At 74.7% G+C, this 18,692-nt stretch carries 12 protein-coding genes and 1 riboswitch; of the genes, 7 read left to right on the forward strand and 5 right to left on the reverse strand.

The window, feature by feature from the left end; all coding sequences use genetic code 11:
• The first annotated feature begins 112 nt into the window (after positions 1–112).
• Positions 113–1,633 (forward strand): AMP-binding protein, encoded by a 1,521-nt coding sequence (locus AKI01S_RS14115; RefSeq protein ID WP_067816370.1) that lies wholly within the window; start codon positions 113–115, stop codon positions 1,631–1,633.
• Here the strand turns inward: AKI01S_RS14115 and AKI01S_RS14120 are convergent.
• Positions 1,618–2,577: a hypothetical protein gene (locus AKI01S_RS14120; protein WP_157419834.1), complete on the reverse strand. Its 960-nt coding sequence runs from the start codon at positions 2,575–2,577 to the stop codon at positions 1,618–1,620. The two genes, AKI01S_RS14115 and AKI01S_RS14120, sit on opposite strands and share 16 nt — an antisense overlap.
• Before the next feature lie 92 nt (positions 2,578–2,669).
• Here AKI01S_RS14120 and AKI01S_RS14125 point away from each other — a divergent pair, with 92 nt between their 5' ends.
• The 4 genes from AKI01S_RS14125 (at position 2,670) to AKI01S_RS14140 (ending at position 9,644) form a co-directional block, all read left to right on the forward strand.
• On the forward strand, positions 2,670–4,508 hold the full coding sequence (locus AKI01S_RS14125; protein WP_067816373.1) for an acyl-CoA dehydrogenase: 1,839 nt from the start codon (positions 2,670–2,672) through the stop codon (positions 4,506–4,508).
• Between the two features lie 25 nt (positions 4,509–4,533).
• The gene (locus AKI01S_RS14130) at positions 4,534–6,033 is read left to right on the forward strand and encodes a long-chain-fatty-acid--CoA ligase (protein ID WP_067816376.1); all 1,500 of its coding nucleotides are present in this window, start codon (positions 4,534–4,536) and stop codon (positions 6,031–6,033) included.
• 68 nt (positions 6,034–6,101) lie between these two features.
• Entirely contained in the window at positions 6,102–9,053 is a 2,952-nt protein-coding gene (locus tag AKI01S_RS14135) for a DUF4132 domain-containing protein (RefSeq protein ID WP_157419835.1), read from the forward strand.
• Between the two features lie 150 nt (positions 9,054–9,203).
• Positions 9,204–9,644: a VOC family protein gene (locus AKI01S_RS14140; protein WP_067816382.1), complete on the forward strand. Its 441-nt coding sequence runs from the start codon at positions 9,204–9,206 to the stop codon at positions 9,642–9,644.
• A gap of 30 nt (positions 9,645–9,674) precedes the next feature.
• Here AKI01S_RS14140 and AKI01S_RS14145 read toward each other — a convergent pair whose 3' ends face one another.
• From AKI01S_RS14145 to AKI01S_RS14155, 3 genes are all read right to left on the reverse strand, one after another.
• Positions 9,675–10,340 (reverse strand): TetR/AcrR family transcriptional regulator, encoded by a 666-nt coding sequence (locus AKI01S_RS14145; protein WP_067816384.1) that lies wholly within the window; start codon positions 10,338–10,340, stop codon positions 9,675–9,677.
• A gap of 77 nt (positions 10,341–10,417) precedes the next feature.
• Positions 10,418–12,118 carry a phosphomethylpyrimidine synthase ThiC gene (gene thiC / locus AKI01S_RS14150; RefSeq protein ID WP_067816386.1) on the reverse strand — a complete coding sequence of 567 codons (1,701 nt, stop codon included), beginning with the start codon at positions 12,116–12,118 and terminating at the stop codon, positions 10,418–10,420.
• A riboswitch (TPP riboswitch) is annotated at positions 12,114–12,227 on the reverse strand. It overlaps the preceding gene by 5 nt.
• A 195-nt stretch (positions 12,228–12,422) precedes the next feature.
• Complete coding sequence (locus tag AKI01S_RS14155) at positions 12,423–13,178, reverse strand: alpha/beta fold hydrolase (protein ID WP_067816388.1); 756 nt, start codon at positions 13,176–13,178, stop codon at positions 12,423–12,425.
• Between the two features lie 22 nt (positions 13,179–13,200).
• Between AKI01S_RS14155 and AKI01S_RS54255 the strand changes: the two genes are divergently transcribed.
• A complete protein-coding gene (locus tag AKI01S_RS54255; protein WP_067816390.1) occupies positions 13,201–17,214 on the forward strand; it encodes a HEAT repeat domain-containing protein in 4,014 nt (1,337 codons plus the stop codon).
• On the opposite strand, the gene AKI01S_RS14165 is transcribed toward AKI01S_RS54255, so the two are convergent.
• Entirely contained in the window at positions 17,215–17,832 is a 618-nt protein-coding gene (locus AKI01S_RS14165; protein ID WP_067816392.1) for a maleylpyruvate isomerase family mycothiol-dependent enzyme, read from the reverse strand. It lies immediately after the preceding gene.
• 154 nt (positions 17,833–17,986) lie between these two features.
• On the opposite strand from AKI01S_RS14165, the gene AKI01S_RS14170 reads away from it, so the two are divergent.
• On the forward strand, positions 17,987–18,692 hold a 706-nt coding region (locus AKI01S_RS14170; protein WP_245681621.1), incomplete at its 3' end, for a histidine kinase.

Raw genomic sequence — 18,692 nt, forward strand, 5'->3', positions numbered from 1 at the left:
CCATCGGCGGCGGGCCGGAAACCGGGTAACCGAATCCCGTTCTGCTCGTGACCGGACTGTGCTTGAGTGATCCCTGCCACCGTCGTCACCGTCCCACCCCGGAGGGCAGTCCATGGCCGTCTCCACCGCCCGGCACGCCGCCGAACGCCCCGCCGAGACCGCGCTGCGCGACCAGCGCACCACCCTGACCTGGGCCCAGGCCGACGACCTGCTCAACCGGGCCGTCAACGGGCTGCTGACCCTGGACGTCGGTCCGCAGCGGCGGATCGCGGTGTACGCGGAGAACTCCGTGGAGACCGTCCTGGCGCACGTGGCGGGCCTGCTGGCGGGGATGTCGGTCGTCCCGGTCAACTTCCACCTGACCGCGCCCGAGACCGCCTACATCCTGGACAACTCCCGCGCGACCGTGCTGCTGACCGGCCCGGAGAACGTCGAGCGCGCCGTCGCCGCCGCCAAGGAGGCGGGCATCGCCCGGATCCTCGCCTGGCGCTCCGGACCGGCCGAGGGCGTCGGGTCGTGGGAGGAGTTCCTCGCCGGATCGTCCCCCGCCGAGCCCCCGTCGGACCTGGAGCCGCTGCCCAACCTGCTCTACACCTCCGGCACCACCGGCGTTCCCAAGGCGACCCCGCTGCCGCCCAACATGTACGCGGGCGGCGCGACCGTCGCCGAGCACGTCGAGGCGCTGCGCGCGCAGCCGCTGACGATGGTCGGCCCGCACCTGGCGGTCGGGCCGCTGTACCACACCGGGCCGCTGTACGGGGTGCGGGCGTTCGCGGGCGGGATCACCCTGGGGGTGCTCGGCCGGTTCGACGCCGAGGCGGTGCTGCGCGCGATCGAGGAGTGGGGGATCAGGGTGTCGGTGATGGTGCCGACCCACTTCGTGCGGCTGCTGGAGCTGCCCGCCGAGGTCCGCGCGAAGTACGACGTCTCCGGGCTGGTGCTGGTGGTGCACACCGGCTCGGTCTGCCCGGCCGACGTCAAGCGCGCCATGATCGAGTGGTGGGGCCCGGTGATCGTGGAGGCGTACGGGGCCAGCGAGGCCGGAACGGTCTGCGTCATCGACTCCCACCAGTGGCTGGAGCACCCCGGCTCGGTCGGGCGGCCCCTGCCGCCGTTCGAGGTCCTGGTCGTGGACGAGGAGGGACGGCCGCTGCCGCCGGGCGCCGAGGGCCGCCTGTACTTCCGCGACGCCACCGGCCGGGGCGTGCTGTACGAGGACGACCCCGGCAAGACCGCCGCCGCGCACCTGGAGCCCGGCGTCTTCACCCTCGGCGAGATCGGCCACGTGGACGACGACGGCTTCGTCTACATCACCGACCGCTTCTCCGACATGGTCGTCTCCGGCGGCGTCAACATCTACCCGGCCGAGGCCGAACGGGTGCTGTTCGAGCATCCCGACGTGGTCGACGCCGCGTGCGTGGGCGTCCCGCACCCGGAGATGGTCGAGGAGCTGAAGGCCCTGGTGGTCAGCCGGAACCCCGACCTCACCGAGGCGGAGCTGATCGCGTTCTGCCGGGACCGGCTCACCCACTACAAGTGCCCGCGCTCGGTCGACTTCGTGCCGGACCTGCCCCGCACCGCGATGGGCAAGCTCGACAAGCGCGGGCTGCGCGCCCCCTACTGGGCGGGGTAGCCGGGGTAGGACTCCTTGAACACGCCCTGGTGCAGCAGCACCTCGGCGACCGCCGCACCGGTGCCCTCGGACGTGACGGTCGTGCGGACCCACGCCGACTCGGTGCGGCGGCTCTCGCCGAGCGCGACGACCTCGCGTTCCAGCACGTAGGGCTCGTCCACGAACACCGGGCCGTCCAGCAGCGCGATCTCCAGGTCCAGGAACAGCCCGACCGACGGCTCGGCCTTGGTCAGCCCCGACTCGCCGTAGGTCGCCATCGCCAGCACGCTGATCATCTCGAACGGCACGACCGGACGCCCCCACGGGTTGTCGCCGCCCTCGTACCAGGGGCTCGGCTCGGTGATGGAGGCGAGCTTGTCCCGGAGCGTGAACGGATACAGGTCGCCCATGTGGGTGTCGAAGCCCATCCGCACGCGCTCGGGGGCCGCGCCGCGCCGTCCCGGCTCCCACCCCGCGTAGATCACCGGATCGGTCAGGGGACGGATCCGGGCGAGACGTTCCCGCGCGGCGGTCGGCCCGCCGCCCGCGCCGGCCGCGCCGTCCCCGGAGCCGCCCAGGTCCGCCGTCCCGGTGAGCACCACCGTCCCGTCGGCCTTCTCCGTGCGCAGCACCGCCCGCGTCGCGCCGGTCCCGGCGACCTCGGCGACCGCGCGGGTCGTCTCCCCGTCGACGCAGATCGCGGTGAAGTGCGCGCTGAGGCGGCCCCGCTCGAACCAGCGGCGGCCCCACAGCGCGGCCATCAGCGGGTCGAACTGGCTGAAGTGCGTGGGGCCCTCGACCGCCGCGCCCGCGACGCCCAGCCCCTGCGCGGTCGCCTCGTCGTGGATGCTCGCGTGGTCGCCGTAGGTCTGCTCCGCCAGCAGGTTGCGGGGCGCGCGCTCCGGCCCCGTGAGCGTCACCGGCGCGGCGAACGGCGGCGCGGCGGACATCGGCGTTCCGGACATTGACACCTCCGTGAAGTGAGGGCAATGCTAAGCGAGCGCTTAGTTACCCACAAGGGGGCCTGCGGCCCCTTCCGCACCGGCGAGGAACGCGCGTGACCCACTACCGCAGCAACCTGCGTGACCTGTACTTCACCCTGTTCGAGGTGCTCGGCGCGGACCGCCGCATGGGCGCCGGGCCGTTCGCCGCGCTGGACGCCGTCACCGCGCGCGACGTCCTTGCCGAGGTGGAACGCCTGGCCACCGGCCCGGTCGCCGCCTCCTACGCCGAGAGCGACCGGAACCCTCCCGTCTACGACCCCGAGACGTGCTCGGTGGAGATGCCCACGCCGTTCCGCCGCTCCTACCGCGCCTACGCCGACGCCGAGTGGTGGCGGCTGGACCTGCCGGAGGAGCTGGGCGGCGCCCCCGCGCCCCGCGCGCTGTGGTGGGCGGCCGTCGAGATGATCCAGGGCGCGCAGGCCCCGGTGTTCATGTTCGGCAGCGGCCCCGCCTTCGCGGGCCTGCTGTACCGCATCGGCACCCCGGAGCAGCGGCGCATCGCCGAGATCATGGTGGACCGGGGCTGGGGCGCGACGATGGCGCTCACCGAGCCGGGCGCCGGATCCGACGTCGGCGCGGGCACCACCCGGGCGGTCCGGCGACCCGACGGGACCTGGCACATCGAGGGCGTCAAGCGGTTCATCACCTCCGCCGAGCACGACCTGGAGGAGAACATCGTCCACTTCGTGCTGGCCCGCCCCGAGGGCGCCGGACCCGGCACCAAGGGACTGTCGATGTTCCTGGTCCCCAAGTGGACCTTCGACCCGGTGTCGGGCGAGCTGACCGGCCGCAACGGCGTCCACGCCACCAACGTCGAGAAGAAGATGGGCCTGCGGGTCTCCACGACCTGCGAGCTGACGTTCGGGCACCGCGAACCCGCCGTCGGCCTGCTGGTCGGCGAGGTCCACGACGGCATCGCGCAGATGTTCCGCGTCATCGAGTCGGCGCGGATGCAGGTCGGCGTCAAGGCCATCGCCACGCTGTCCACCGGCTACCTCAACGCCCTGGAGTACGCGCGCACCCGCGTGCAGGGCCCCGACCTCACCCGCGCCGCCGACCCGGCCGCGCCCCGCGTGACGATCGACCAACACCCCGACGTGCGCCGCATGCTGATGCTCCAGAAGTCCTACGCCGAGGGACTGCGCGCCCTGTACCTGTACACCGCCGACCGGATGGACGCCGCCGCGCAGGCCCGGCACGACGGCGACGAGATCACCGCGGAACTGGCCGAGGGCGTCAACGACCTGCTGCTGCCGGTCGTCAAGGGCGCCGGCTCCGAACGCGCCTGCGAACTGCTCGGCCTGGCGCTGCAGACGTTCGGCGGCTCCGGCTACCTCCAGGACCACCCGCTGGAGCAGTACGTCCGCGACACCAGGATCGACACCCTGTACGAGGGCACCACCGGCATCCAGGGCCAGGACTTCTTCTTCCGCAAGATCGTGCGCGACCGGTGCCGCGCCTGGGGCGCGCTGACCGGGGAGATCTCGGCGTTCCTCACCGGCATCGAGAACGAGGCGCGGCTCAAGCGCGAGCACGACGCCCTCGGCACCGCGCTCGACGACGTCCGCGCCATGGTCGACACCATGCTCGGCTGGCAGCGCGCCGCCGCCCACGACCCCGCCGAGATCCACCGGGTCGGGCAGAACACCACCCGCCTGCTGATGAGCGTCGGCGACCTGCTGGTCGGCTGGCTGCTGGCGCGGCAGGCCGCCGTCGCCCTGACCGCTCTCGACACCGGGTCCGCCGGCGCCGGCGACACCGCCTTCCACCGGGGCAAGCTCGCCGCCGCCCGGTTCTTCGCCGGCACCGTCCTGCCCGAGCTGACCGCGCGGCTGGCTGCGCTGCGCGACACCGACAACGCCCTCATGGACCTGGACGCCGCCGCGTTCTGAGCCGCCGCAGGAGAAGGAGAACCCCATGAGCTTCAACCTCGCGACCATGCTCACCGAGTCGGCCCGGACCCACCCGGACCGGCCGGTCGCGCGCACCGCCCACGGCGACCTCGGCTACGCCGAGCTCGACGCGCTGTCCGGCCGCCTCGCCGCGGGACTGCGCCGCGAGGGCCTGGCGCCCGGCGCGCGCGTGGCGGTGCAGCTGCCGAACCTGCCGCAGTTCCTGGTCGCCTACTTCGGCATCCTCAAGGCCGGGCTCGTCATGGTCCCGATGAACCCGCTGCTGACCGCCGACGAGATCGCCCACCAGCTCGCCGACTCCGGCGCGAGCCTGATGGTCGTGTGGGAGGGGTGCCTGGAGCAGGCCGCCAAGGCCGCCGGGGACGTGCCGCTGTTCGTGGTGGGGAACACCGCGGGGAACGCGCCCGAGGGGACCCGTCCGTTCGACGGGCTGTACGACGGCGGCGGCGACACCGGCACCGCGCCGACCGGCCCCGAGGACACGGCCGTGCTCATCTACACCAGCGGCACCACCGGCCGCCCCAAGGGCGCCGAGCTCGGCCACTTCCAGCTCTACATGAACTGCACCGTCTCCAGCGAGCTGTTCGGCGTCGAGGACGACGACGTCGTGATGGCCGTGCTGCCGTTCTTCCACGTGTTCGGGCTGTCGGGCGTCGTCAACACCGCCGTGCGGCGCGGCACCACGATGTCGGTGGTGCCGCGCTTCACCGTCCCGGACGTGCTGGACGCGGTCCACCGCCACCGGGTCAGCGTGTTCCTCGGCGTCCCCGCGATGTTCCACGCCCTCACCGAGGCCGACGCGGGCGACCGCGACCTGTCGAGCCTGCGGGTCGCCGGGTCCGGCGGCGCGGCGATGCCCGAGGCGCTGCTGACGCGGTTCGAGGACCGCTTCGGCATCGTCGTGCTGGAGGGCTACGGGATGACCGAGACCGCCAGCACCGCCACGATGAACCGTCCCGACGAGCGCCGCCCGCTGTCGATCGGCAAGCCCGTGTGGGGCGTGGAGGCCAGGGTCGTGAACGCGGCGGGGGAGGAGCTGCCGCCCGGCGAGGTCGGCGAGCTGCTGGTGCGCGGCCACTGCGTCACGCGCGGCTACCACGGCAACCCCGCCGCCACCGCCGAGACGATCCGCGACGGATGGCTGCACACCGGCGACCTGGCCCGCGCCGACGACGACGGCTTCCTCTACATCGTCGACCGGATGAAGGACCTGGTGATCCGGGGCGGCTACAACGTCTACCCGCGCGAGGTGGAGGAGGTCCTGCACGCCCACCCGGCCGTCGCCGAGGCCGCCGTCGTCGGCCGCCCCGACGAGCGCCTGGGCGAGGAGGTCACGGCGTACGTCGCGCTGCGGCCCGGCGCGGCCGCGACGCCGGAGGAGCTGATCGCCCACTCCCGCGAGCACCTGGCGGCCTACAAGTACCCGCGCGAGGTCGTGATCCTGCCCGAGCTGCCGCGCAACGCCACCGGCAAGCTCCTCAAGCGCGAACTGCGCGACCGCTGAGAGCCGGGAACGACGGGACGACCGCCGTTCGCATGATCTTGTCGGGCGTCGGCGCTACGTTGCTCCGCATGACCCGGAACGAGGACCTTCTCGTCATCCCCGACGACTGGCGCGCCACCTTCCATCCACGGCGTGGCGGGACGCCCGGCCCCCCGCTCGCACTCGCCCCGGACGCCGTCCCCACCGTCCGGCGGTGGGTGGAACAGACGCGTGACGAGATCGACCACCTGCTCGACCAGCGGTCCAGCCGGGCGGAACTGGTCGGACCCGCCCGCGCGCACCTGCGGGGCGAGGCGAACCCGCAGGGCGCCGCCGTGCTCGCGGCCATCCTCGCCGCGGAATGGCCGCTACGGGATGACCACGAGCGCGGCAAGGAGCCGTTCGCCGTCTTCGCGGACGCGTGGATCGCCGAACACGGCCTGGTGTTCGCCGCCGCGGCCGCGGTCGAGCTCAGCGGCGTCTTCGTCGACGGTTACTCCTGGGAGGGACGGGAGCGCGGGCGCCATCTCCGGACCCGCCGCCTGGACAAGCGGGATTCCGGTTTCAACCGTGGCCTGGACTGTCTCGAACTGGTGGCGAGCCGCGTCCGCGCCTTTCTCGCGGCGGCCGGCGAACCGGAGTACCGGCGGGCCGTCGAGGCGCTGGGCGAGCGCCGCCATGACGGCATGCGGCGCCTGACCGCCGCGTATCTGGTGCCGACGCGGACGGAGTGGGTCGACGAACTCTGCGCCACCCTGCCCGAGTTGCAGCCGCACACCTGGATGATGGTGCTGCGCACGATGGGGTCGGCCGACCATCTCGCCACGCTGCTCGACACCCACGACAGGTGGTACTGGCTCGACGGCAGGCCGGGCGTGCTCCCCACGGCCGTCGAAGGCGTCGGACCGGCGCTGGCCCCGACGCTGGCCACCGTCGCCGACGAGGAGACCGAGACCGGACGCGACCCGTACGAGCTCCTGCGGGCGCTCGGCGTGCTGGCGACCGACGAGGCGTTCCGGCTCCTGGTGGACCGCCTCGACCGGCCGCGCGCGCACCGGGCCGTGATCGAGACGGCCCGTCACTTTCCCGCGCGCGCCCTGCGGCTGCTCGGCGAGGCGGCCGCGTCCGGTCCCGCGCCGATCTCCTCCTACGCCCTCCGGCTGCTGCGCGACCACGTGGCGGCCCGCCCCGACGTCGTCGCCGCCGTCCTGGCGCGCCTGCCCGCCAAGGTCCGCGAGATCGTCGGGTCGATCGACGAGCGGGCGGCCGGATGGGCGCCGGAGGCTCCGGCGGAGTCCCTGCCACGACTGCTGGTGGAGCCGCCGTGGACGCGCGAGCGTGCCGGATTCAAACGGGTGACCGTCAAGGGACTCCAACCGCCGACCGGCGGAGTCCCGGGAGAGCCGGAGGAACGGGCGGCGGCCCGTGCCCTCATTCCCCTCGCCCTCGGGAAGACCGGCCCGCAGCGTTCCAAGGCCGAAGCCGCCCTTCGGCGCATCGCAGCGACCGAAGGCGACGAGACGGTCCTCGAAGTGGCCGGTGAATACGGCGCCAAGGCCGCGAAAGCGGCCGCGACGCTGCTCGCCGCCGATCCCCTGGAGGACCTTCCGGCCGAGATGCCCCGGCGGCCGGTCTGGCAGGATCCGTACCTCCTTCCCCAGGTGCTCCTTCGCGAGAACGGGCTGGCCCTTCCCCTCGACGCGGTCGACCACATCGTCACCATGCTGTCCATCTCCACGCCCGACAGGCCGTACGCGGGCATCGACGTCGTCAAGGAGATCTGCGACCCCGCCTCCCTCGCCGCACTCGCCTGGCGGCTGTTCGAGCTGTCGGGCCTGCGCGACCAGGACCACGGCGCGGACGAGGACCACTGGGTGCTGACGGCCCTGGGGCTGCTCGGCGACGACGGGACGGTGCGCGGGCTCACGCCGGTGATCCAGGCCTGGCCGGGCGACGGCGGCCACCACAAGGCGGTCAGGGGCCTGGACGCCCTGCTCGCGATCGGCACCGAGGTGGCACTGATGCACCTCCACGGCATCGCCACCAAGGCCAGGTACCCGGGCCTCGCGAGGAAGGCACGGGAACGGCTCGACTCCCTGGCCGAGGACCTCGGGCTGAGCCCCGAACAGCTCGGCGACCGGCTCGTCCCCGACTTCGGGCTGGACGAGAGGGGCGGGATGTTCCTCGACTACGGGCCGCGCGGCTTCACCGTGGGCTTCGACGAGCAGCTCAGGCCGTACGTCGTCGACGGCACCGGCGGAAGGCGCGCGACCCTTCCCAAGCCGGGCGCCCGCGACGACCGGGAGCTGGCCCCGGCCGCCCACAAGCGGTTCGCCGCCCTGAAGAAGGATGTCCGGACGGTGGCCGCCCAGCAGCTCCGGCGCTTCGAACACGCCATGGTCACCCAGCGCCGGTGGACCGCCGAGGAGTTCCGCGGGCTGATCGTCGGACATCCGCTGGTACGGCACGTCGCCCGGCGCCTGGTGTGGATCACCGAGGACGGCCGCGCGTTCCGCGTCGCCGAGGACCGGTCGCTCGCCGACCTCCGGGACGACGAGCTGACCCTGGCCGCGCCGACCCGGGTGGGGGTCGCCCACCCGCTCCACCTGTCGGGGAGCCTGGAGTCATGGGCCGAGGTGTTCGACGACTACGAGATCAGCCAGCCCTTCCCGCAGCTGGACCGCCCCACGTACGCGCTGACCGGGCGGGAGCGCGCGAGCACCGAACTGGAACGCTTCCGCGGCATCACCGTGCCGGTCGGCAGGCTGCTCGGCATGGAACGGCGCGGCTGGCTGCGCGGCGGCGCCGAGGACGGCGGCGTCCAGGTCGGTGTCCGCCGGGAACTCCCCGGGGACCGCACCGTCGTCATCGACATCGAACCGGGCATCGTCGTCGGTGACCTCGACCACTGGCCCGAGCAGCGCATCGACCGCGTCCGGCTCACCCGGCGGACCGGCTCCCACCCCCTGCCGTTCTCCGAACTGGACGCGATCACCGCCTCCGAGATCCTCGCCGATGTCGTCTGGCTGACCACCGCATGACCACCGCATGGCCAGCGCCGGGCCGTGACCGTCCGATGCGCGGGCCGTCGGTCGAAGGGGACGCGGCCGAGGATGTCGAGGACGGCCCGCCGGCTCCGTCCCGGAGGTGGAAACGGCTAGCGTGGCCGTGCCACACCAAGGAGGCCCGGCATGGCGATCCATCGGATGGACAACGTCCTCATCGTCGTCGACGACCTTGAGGCCGTCATCGCCTTCTTCGTCGAACTCGGCATGGAACTCGAAGGTAAGGGGCCGCTCGAATGGCGCGGGGCGGAGCGCGTCATCGGGCTCGACGACGTCCGGCAGGACGTCGCCATGCTGCGGGTCCCGAACGGCCACGGGCGGGTGGAGCTGGCGAAGTTCCACAGGCCGGAGGCCGTCGCCCCCGAGCCGAGGGACGCGCCGGCGAACACGCTCGGCCTCCGCCGCGTCATGTTCGCCGTCGATGACATCGAGGACGTCGTCGCCCGCCTGCGGGCCCACGGCGCCGAACTCGTCGGCGAGATCGTGCGGTACGAGGACGTCTACCGGCTCTGCTACGTCCGGGGCCCCGAGGGCATCGTCGTCGGACTCGCCGAGGAGCTCGGCTGACAGCGGGGACCGGGCGTCCGGTGGGAGGGGTCAGGCCGTTCGCCGGACCATGCGGCCCACCAGCTCGGCGTACAGCGCGCCGACCTCCGCCGGGGAACGGCGGCCCGACACCCGGTACCACCGCGCCACGTCCACCACCAGCGACAGCGCCGCCAGCGCCGTCACCGGGACGTCCGCCACCTCGAACACGCCCCGCCGGACCCCGTCCTCCAGGATGGCGCGCACGGTGTGCTCGATCTCCCTGCGCAGCCCGGCGACCTCGGCGCGGTGCGCGTCGTCCAGCGAGCGCAGCTCGTCCTCGATGACCCGGCTGGTGGTGTGGTAGCGCGCGCCCCGCTCCACCAGGGCCAGGATCGCCGCGCGCAGCCGCGCCTCCGGGTCGTCGGGGGCTTCGGCGACCGCCTCCCGCACGCGTTCCAGGGTCTGCCGCGTTCCCAGGACGGCGATCCGGTAGAGGAGCTCCTCCTTGGACCGGAAGTGGACGTACAGGCCGCCGGGGCTGAGCCCGGCGTGCTCGGCGATGTCGCGGGTCGTGGTCGCGTGGTAGCCCTTGGCCGCGAACGCCAGCACGCCCGCCACCATCAGCCGCCGCGCGGTCTCCGTCTCGGCCACGCCCGCCCAGGCGGCCTCCAGCTCGCGCGCCTCCCGCTCGTTGGACGCCCAGCGGTGCGGCGTCCCGGCCGGACGGCGTGCCATCGTCCCTCCCCGTGAAAAGGCGGTGTGCGGGCCCCGCACCCGCACACCGCCAGCATAGTGAGTGAGCGCTTGCTCACCTACTCGGCGGGGGCGACCGGGAGGTAGACGCGCCCGCCGGCCTCGCGGAACTCGGAGGCCTTCTCCCTCATCCCCTCCTCGGCGAACCGCCGCACGTCCTGCGTGATCTTCATCGAGCAGAAGTGCGGGCCGCACATGGAGCAGAAGTGCGCGGTCTTGGCCGGGGCGGCCGGGAGCGTCTCGTCGTGGAACGAGCGCGCGGTGTCGGGGTCCAGCGACAGGTTGAACTGGTCCTCCCACCGGAACTCGAACCGCGCGTCCGACAGCGCGTCGTCCCACGCCTGCGCGCCCGGGTGTCCCTTGGCCAGGTCGGCGGCGTGCGCGGCGATCTTGTAGGCGATCACGCCGGCCTTCACGTCGTCCCGGTCGGGCAGCCCCAGGTGCTCCTTGGGCGTGACGTAGCACAGCATCGCGGTGCCGTACCAGCCGATCATCGCCGCGCCGATCGCGGAGGTGATGTGGTCGTAGCCGGGCGCGATGTCGGTGGTCAGCGGGCCGAGGGTGTAGAACGGGGCCTCGGCGCACCACTCCTGCTGGAGCTCGACGTTCTCCTTGATCTTGTGCATCGGGACGTGGCCGGGGCCCTCGTTCATGACCTGGTTGTCGAACTCGGCCGCGATCCGGGTCAGCTCGCCCTGGGTGCGCAGCTCGGCGAACTGGGCCTCGTCGTTGGCGTCGTGGATGGAGCCGGGCCGCAGGCCGTCGCCCAGCGACCAGGTGATGTCGTAGGCCGCGAAGATCTCGCACAGCTCGCGGAAGTGGGTGTAGAGGAAGTTCTCCTCGTGGTGCGCCAGGCACCACGCCGCCATGATCGACCCGCCGCGCGACACGATCCCGGTCTTGCGGCGCGCGGTCAGCGGCACGTACCGCAGCAGCACGCCCGCGTGGACGGTCATGTAGTCCACGCCCTGCTCGGCCTGCTCGATGACGGTGTCCCGGAAGACCTCGTAGGTGAGGTCGGCGGGGTTGCCGCCCACCTTCTCCACCGCCTGGTACAGCGGGACGGTGCCGACCGGGACGGGGGAGTTGCGCAGGATCCACTCGCGGGTGGTGTGGATGTCGCGGCCGGTGGACAGGTCCATGATGGTGTCGGCGCCCCAGCGGGTCGCCCACGTCATCTTCTCGACCTCGTCCTCGATGGAGGACGCCACGGCGGAGTTGCCGATGTTGGCGTTCACCTTCACCAGGAAGTTCTTCCCGATGATCATCGGTTCGATCTCGGGGTGGTTGACGTTGGCGGGCAGCACCGCGCGCCCGGCCGCCAGCTCGGCCCGCACGAACTCCGGCTCCACGCCCTCGCGCAGCGCCACGAACTCCATCTCCGGGGTGATCTCCCCGCGCCGCGCGTACGCGCGTTGCGTGACCGCCCCTCCGGTCGCCCGCCGCGGCCGCCGGGACGGGAAGTCCGCCCGGTCGCGCAGCGGGTCGCCGGAACGGCGCCCGTCGTCCTCGGGCCGCGCCGGGCGCCCGTCGTACTCGGCGGTGTCGCCGCGCTCGGCGATCCAGGCCGCCCGCAGCGCGGGCAGCCCGCGCCGCACGTCCGCCTCGTGGCCGGGGTCGGTGTACGGCCCGGAGGTGTCGTAGAGCACGACGGTGTCGCCGTTGGTGAGCGGGACCTCCCGCATCGGGACCCTCAGGTCGGGACGCGACCCCTGGAGGTAGGTCTTACGGGCGTGCGAAACCACGGTGTCGTTCGTCATGACGACTCGATCTCTCCCTACGCCGGCATTACCCGGTCAGGTTCCAGCGGTCAGCGGCCGTCTCAGCCGCAATCTCAGCCCGGTTCGCCGGGCACCCGCGATCTGTCGCCGACGACGTTAACGCGTCCCACCCCCATTGCCGCAACCCGGCCCCGTGAGGTATGGGCGAACGCGGCGACGACCACCGGGCACACGCCGGGAGAGCGCCCCTCTCCCACCGCGCGGAAGTCGGGGCCGCGTCGAGGTGGGGTCGCGTCGAGGCTTCTGTCGCGGTCGGTGTCGGGAAGACCGTCGCGGCGGGGTGTCAGGGGGTGAGCCAGTCGCGGATCAGGGCGGCGGTCTCCTCGGGGCGGTCCAGGTAGAGCATGTGGTCGGCGTCGAGTTCGGCGACCGCGAAGTCCGCGACGGCCGCGCGGCAGGCGGCGACGTACCCCGGCCGCACGACCCCCGCGCGGGCGGCGACCACCAGGAGCGTGGGCACCTCGCGCGGGGGAGTGGCGGCGGGCCGCGCCATCTCCGAGAACGCCGTCACCACGGCGGCGCGCTCGTACCGCCACCGCCACCGGCCGTCGGCGCCCTGCTCCAGGTGGTCGGCGACCTCGGCGTCCACCGCCTCCGGCGGGGTCTCGGCCCAACCCCTGGCGCGCTCGGCGCGGGCCTCGGCGGGGTCGGCGAACGAGACGTCCCGCAGGTACCGGCCCGCGCTCCGGCGCGCGTGCGCCGGGTCCAGGCCGATGCCCGGGTCGAGCAGCACCAGGCGGCGCACGCGTTCGGGCGCGGTGCGGGCCAGGTGCACGGCGATCATCCCGCCGTAGGAGTGGCCGACCAGGTCGAACCGCTCCTCCGGGACCGCGGCGAGGAGGTCGGCGACGTGGGTGTCCACGTCCCACGGCGCGTCGTGGGGGGAACGGCCGTGCCCGCGCAGGTCGGGCGCCAGGACGCGGAAGCCGTCCAGGTGCCGTTCGGCCAGCCGCCGCCAGCGGGCGCCGTGCCCGCCGATCCCGTGCAACGCGACCAGCGGCCGCCCCGCGCCGTGGAAATTCACGTGCAGACCCGTCATACCGGAATCCTATGATCACGCCATGCGCGCGGAGGAGACACCGGTCCGGGCCCGGATCGCCGAGCTGACCGACGACATCACGGCACGGCCCGGCCGCGTCCGGGACGAGCCCCCGGGGGAGCTGCTCTACCAGGCGGTCCGGGGCGTCCGCGCGGCGGAGGCGGCCGATCCCGGGGCGCTGGCCCGGGAGCTGGCGGCCACGGGCGATCCGGTGCTGCGGGGTGAGGCGCTGCGGATCGTCCGCGAGGCCCTGCACGACGCCGCGCTGACCCCGGCCCGCGCGCGGGGCCTGCTGGTGGGGCTCACCGAGGTCGACGACATCGCGACCGGGGAGGTGCTGCGCGAACTCGCCGAGCCGTGGGCCGCGTTGGAGCCGCTGACACGCGACCGGCTGGCCCGCTTCCTGGGAACGGGCCACGCCGAGGCCGCGCTCGGGACGGCGGCGCGGCACGGGCACGCCGACCTGCTCCGCGAGGTCGCCGCCGACCCCGGGCGCCCCCCGGCGCTGCGCCGCCGGGCGCTGGAACTGCTCGGCGGGCTGGCCCGCCGCGAGGACGTCCCCGCGCTGGTGGGCATCGCCGCCACCGACCCGCTGCTGCTGGCCGGCCCCGCCGTGCGCTGCCTGCGCGGGATGCACCGGCGCGGCCACTTCCCGGCCCCGGCCGACGTGCCGGGCGTCGTGGCGCTGGCCCTCGCCGACCACACCGTGCCCGCCGGCGAGGTCGCCACGGTGCTGTTCACGTGCCGCGCCGAGCTGCTCCGCGCGCTCACCGACGGCGGCGGGGACTGGCCGAGGCGGCTCGAACTGCTCACCGCGCTGGCCGCCCAGGGCACCGGCGACCTGCCCGTCGGCGACGCCGTCACCCGCGCGCTGCGCACCGCCCGGGACCCGGAGCCGTTCCTGCGCGCCCTGCGCGACCTGCGGCACGTCCCCGCCGAGGAGGACGTGCTGGAGGCGCTGCCGCGTTCGCCCGGGGCGGCGCTCGACGCCCTGGAGGCCATCGGCGGGGAACGGACGGCGGAGGTCCTGCGCGCCGGGCTGGGCGTGGACGGCGGGCATCCGGTCCTCGCCCACCTGCGGCCGGTCCGCCACCGGGCGCTGGAGGTGCTGTGGCATCTCACCGAGGACCCCGGACGACGCCGGTCGATCCTGGTCCGCCTCAACCCCCGCGACCTGCCCCGCCGGATCGCCGCCGACCTCGGCGGCCCCGACGAGCGCGAACTCGCCGTTCTGCGCACCGGCCTGGCCGCGGGCCAACCGGCGGACGCCCTGTGCCGGCTGGCGCGCAACGGGGGCCGTGCCACCCTCCCCGCCATCGCCGACCTGCTGCTGCGCGTGGTCTCCGACCTGGCGGCCGCCTGGACCACCGGCGCGCAGCCCCACGAACCGGACGTGCCGCAGGAGGTCCGCGGCGCGATCCGCGGCCTCGGAACCCGGCTGCACGAACGCGGCGCGATCCGCCCCCGCTGCCTGCTGGACGCCGCGAACGCGACCGACGCCGGTCACGCGCTCCTCGCGGACCTGGCACTGGACCTGCTGGAACGCCCCGACGTCGGCGCCGCCGAGCAGATGGTCCTGCTGCGCCTGCTCCAGGACGTCCCCGACGCCCGTGCCCGTGTCCGCGCCCGCGTCCACCCCCTGCTCCGCCACCGGGACCGGCACGTCCGCAAGCACGCGATCGACCTGCTGGCGCGGACCGGCGGCGCGGACGCGCTGTCGGCGAGCCTGATCCCGCTCACCGCCGCCCCCGACGTCCAGACCGTGCGGCAGGCGGTGTCGGCGCTGGGCGGGGCGCGGGCCGCCTGGGCGGCCGAGGCGGTCGCGGCGTGCCTCGACCACCCCAACATGAACGTCAAGAAGACCGCCGCCACCGCGCTGTGCCGGGCCGGCGCCCCGGCGGCGGTGCCGAAACTGCTGTACTGGCTCGGCGCGCACGACAACCCCGGCCTGCGGGAGTCGATCGTCGAGGCGCTGCGGAGCGTCCTCGGCGGGGCGTGGCAGGCCACCGTCATCGCGGCGGCGGAGCGGGCCGAGGACCACCGCACCCGCACGCTGCTGCTCCAGGGCCTCCCCGAGCCGAAGAAGCAGTCCCCACCCCCGGACCCCGACGTCGAGGCGCTGACCGCACTCGGCTGGGACGCCGGGCCCGGACGGCGGCTGGCGCTCCGCGACGACCTCGATCCGAAGGCGCTGAAGGGCCTGCGGCCGATGCTGGAACGCTGGCTGGACCTGGCCGCCGACGACCGGCGGCTGCGCGGCCCGGCCCTGCGGTTCGCGCTGCGCCTGTGCCCCGCCCCCTGGTCGGACGGCGAGGTGCGGAGCTTCGCGCGCTCGGCGCCGACGCTGGTGGCGGGCCTGACCGAGGTCGGGGACGAGGACCGCGACCGCCTGGTGGCCGCGCTGGAGCAGGCGCTTCCCCGGCTCCCCGACGCCCGGAGGGCCGAGATCGCCGAACGCGTCCGCGCGCTGCCCCCGGGCGCCGTGGACGGCCGGGGCCTGCTGGTCCTGCTGCGCCGCGCCGGGGCTTTCCTCACGCGCGCCGACCTGGACCGGGCGCTGGCCGCCGCGCCGTTGCCGACCCTGGAGGAGGTGCTGCGCGAGGCGTTCGGGACCGCCCCGCGGCGGTTCCACGCCGCCGGCCACGCCCCCGGCTCGGGGGAACGGCCGGACACTGGCGATCGCTGGCGCGCCGCGCTCCGCGAGGCCGTCACCTCACCGGCCCGCCTGCGGCGGTTCCGGGCCGCCGACCACCCCGCCGACCACCCTGCCGACTCGCGGGACCGGCTGGACGCGCTGATCCGCGTGTTCCCGGAGGCGGGCGCCGGCGTCCGCGCCGCCCTGCTGGACTGGATGACCGAACTGCAGCCGATCGACGCGCCGCCCTGGACGATCGCCGAGGAGGCCCGCGGCGTGCCGGACCACCGCGAACCCGACCCCCGGGACCTGGACCAGCCCCGCTCGGCCGCGCAACGCGAACGCCTGCTGGCCATGCTGGACGACCCCGACCCGGGCCGCCGCGCGACCGCCGCCCGCGTCCTGGCCGGCTGGCCGGAGCCGGAGATCGGGCTGACGCTGCTGCGCGCGTTCCTGCGCGGCCGGATCGAACCGCCCCTCACCGCGGACCTCGCCCGCCCCCTGACGGAACTGGACGGGAGGGAACTGCGGGAGGGCGACACGGCGTTCCGCACGCGCGCCGCCCGCGCCGCCGCCCACCTCGACCCCCTGGACGCGGCGCGGCTCGTCCCCCTGCTGCTCGACTGGTGGGAGGACGACGACCGCGACCTCCGCGCCGCCGTCGCCGGGGCGCTGCGCCACACCGCCCCCGACCTGCTGGCCGACCGGCTCGCCGGGAACCCGGCCCTGCTCGGCGTCCTGACCGGCGTCCCGCTGCTCGCCACCCCCGCCCTGCGGCGGACGCTGCGCGAACTGCGCGACGCGGGCCACGGCGACCGCGTCGACCAGGTCACCCTCGTGGAGGGGCCGCTGCGCGCCCCCGACGCCGTCGGACGGGACGCCGCCACCCTCGCCGCGCTGCGCGCCCGCACCCGGCCCCCGGGCGCGCAGACCCCGGACCCGGAGGATCTGTTCCGGACGGCCCGCACCGGCGCCGTCGAGGAGGCCCGCCGGGCCCTGACCACGCTCGCCGAGACCCATCCCGGCCCCGAACTGGCGGAGCTGCTCGTCGAGTCGATCGGCCACCCCGAACGCCGGATCCGCCTGCACGCCCACCGCCTCGCCCGCACCCACCTGGACCGGGCGGCCTACCTGGAGCAGACGGCCCGCCTGCTGGACGACCCGGCGCCCGACGTGGTCCGCTCGGCGATCCGGACGCTCTCGCACGCCGGCTGGCGGCCCCTCATCCCCACCCTCGCCGACCTGCTGACCCACTCCGACCAGCGGCTGCGGAGGGCCGCCGCCGAGGGGCTGGCCCGGTTCGGGACGGCGGCGCTGCCCGCCCTGCGGCACGCCGAGGGCCGGGCCCGCCCCGACCGCCGCCCCCGCTACACCGCCCTCATCGAGGAGATCACCGGGTGATCACGCGGCGACGAACCGGCCGCTCCGCTCGCCCCGCAGCCGCCCCTCCGGCAGCCGCCGCCCGAACGCGACCAGCAGCAGGTCCTGCGCGTCCCCGTACAGCGGCGCGCCGTCGCCGAACGACCAGTCCAGGTCCTCGGCGCACAACCGCACGCCCGCCAGGTCGGCCCCGAAGAACCGCGCGCCGCGCGGGGTGACCGCCTCCAGCAGGACGCGCAGCCGGTCCTCCGGGACCCGACGGTCCAGCCCCAGCGGCACCGTGATGTCGAGGCCGTGCACCACGTCGTGCCCCAGCGCCGCCACGCTCCCGCCGACCGGCGGCGTCCAGGGGTGGTGGGCGTTGTCCCGCAGGAAACCGGCGATCTCGGCAGGGGAGAACACGGCCGCGTCCCGGCGGGCCAGCCGGTCGGTCATCCGGTTCAGGCTGCCCCGCGCCCGGACCAGTTCGGCGGCGACCCTGGGGAAGGGGTACCGGAACCCCATCGACATGTGGGCGGCGACCTCGCGCACCCGCCAGCCCGCGCACAGTGTTGGAGCGTTCCATCGCTCCGCCGGCAGCCCGTCCAGCAGGTCCGCCAGCTCCCGCCGCTCGGCCGCGATCATGCCCTTGACGTCCATCGAACGCTCCCCTCGCCGTTCCGGACGATCAAGTCTGGTCACCACCGGACCATAAGTCCAAGAAAGGATTCTTCGCGCAGCCAGAAGAGAAGGTTATGGCTCCTGGGTCGGGGGCGGGTGCGGGCACCGCCGCGTCCCCCGGCAGGATGGCCCTGTGGCGACGGTGCTCTGGACGCGCGGCGGGGCGCGTGACACGGTGATCGCGGTCGCGCTGCTGGGCGGCGCGCTGGCGATGGCGGCGGCCTGGCCCTGGACGCGGCCGCTCGACGCCGCCGGGGCACTGCTGCTGGCGGGCGTGTACCTGCCGCTGGCCCTGCGCCGCCGCCGGCCGGGCGCGGTCCTGGCCGTGACGATCATGGCGGCGCTCGGCTTCCACGTGCTGCAGTACCAGCACCACGCCGCCGTCCCCGGCGAGGTCGCCGCCCTGTTCAACTACGCCGTGCTCGGCCGCCGCCCGCGCGCGGTGCTGGTCGGCGCGATGGCCCTGCTGGCGGCCGGGGCCGCCGCGTGCGCCGCGCTGCTCGGCGGGCGCGCCGCCATCGAGCAGATCGCCATGATGGAGGCGGTGATCGCCGCCGTCCTGGTGGTGCAGGCCTGGCGGATGCACCGCGCCCGCATGGCCGCGATCCTGGAGCGCGCCGAGCGCGCCGAGCGCGACCGCGCCGAGGAGGCCCGCCGCCTGGTCGTCGAGGAACGCCTGCGCATCGCCCGCGACCTGCACGACCTGCTCGCCCACAGCATCACCGTCGTCGGCGTCCAGGCCGGGGCCGCCGCCCACCGGGTCGCCGGGGACCGCCCCGTCGACCGCGCCGAGCTGGCCGCCACCCTCAACGCGATCGCCGCGACCTGCCGCGACGCCC

It is taken from the genome of Actinomadura kijaniata NBRC 14229 (assembly GCF_001552175.1).
Classification (GTDB): Bacteria; Actinomycetota; Actinomycetes; order Streptosporangiales; family Streptosporangiaceae; genus Spirillospora; species Spirillospora kijaniata.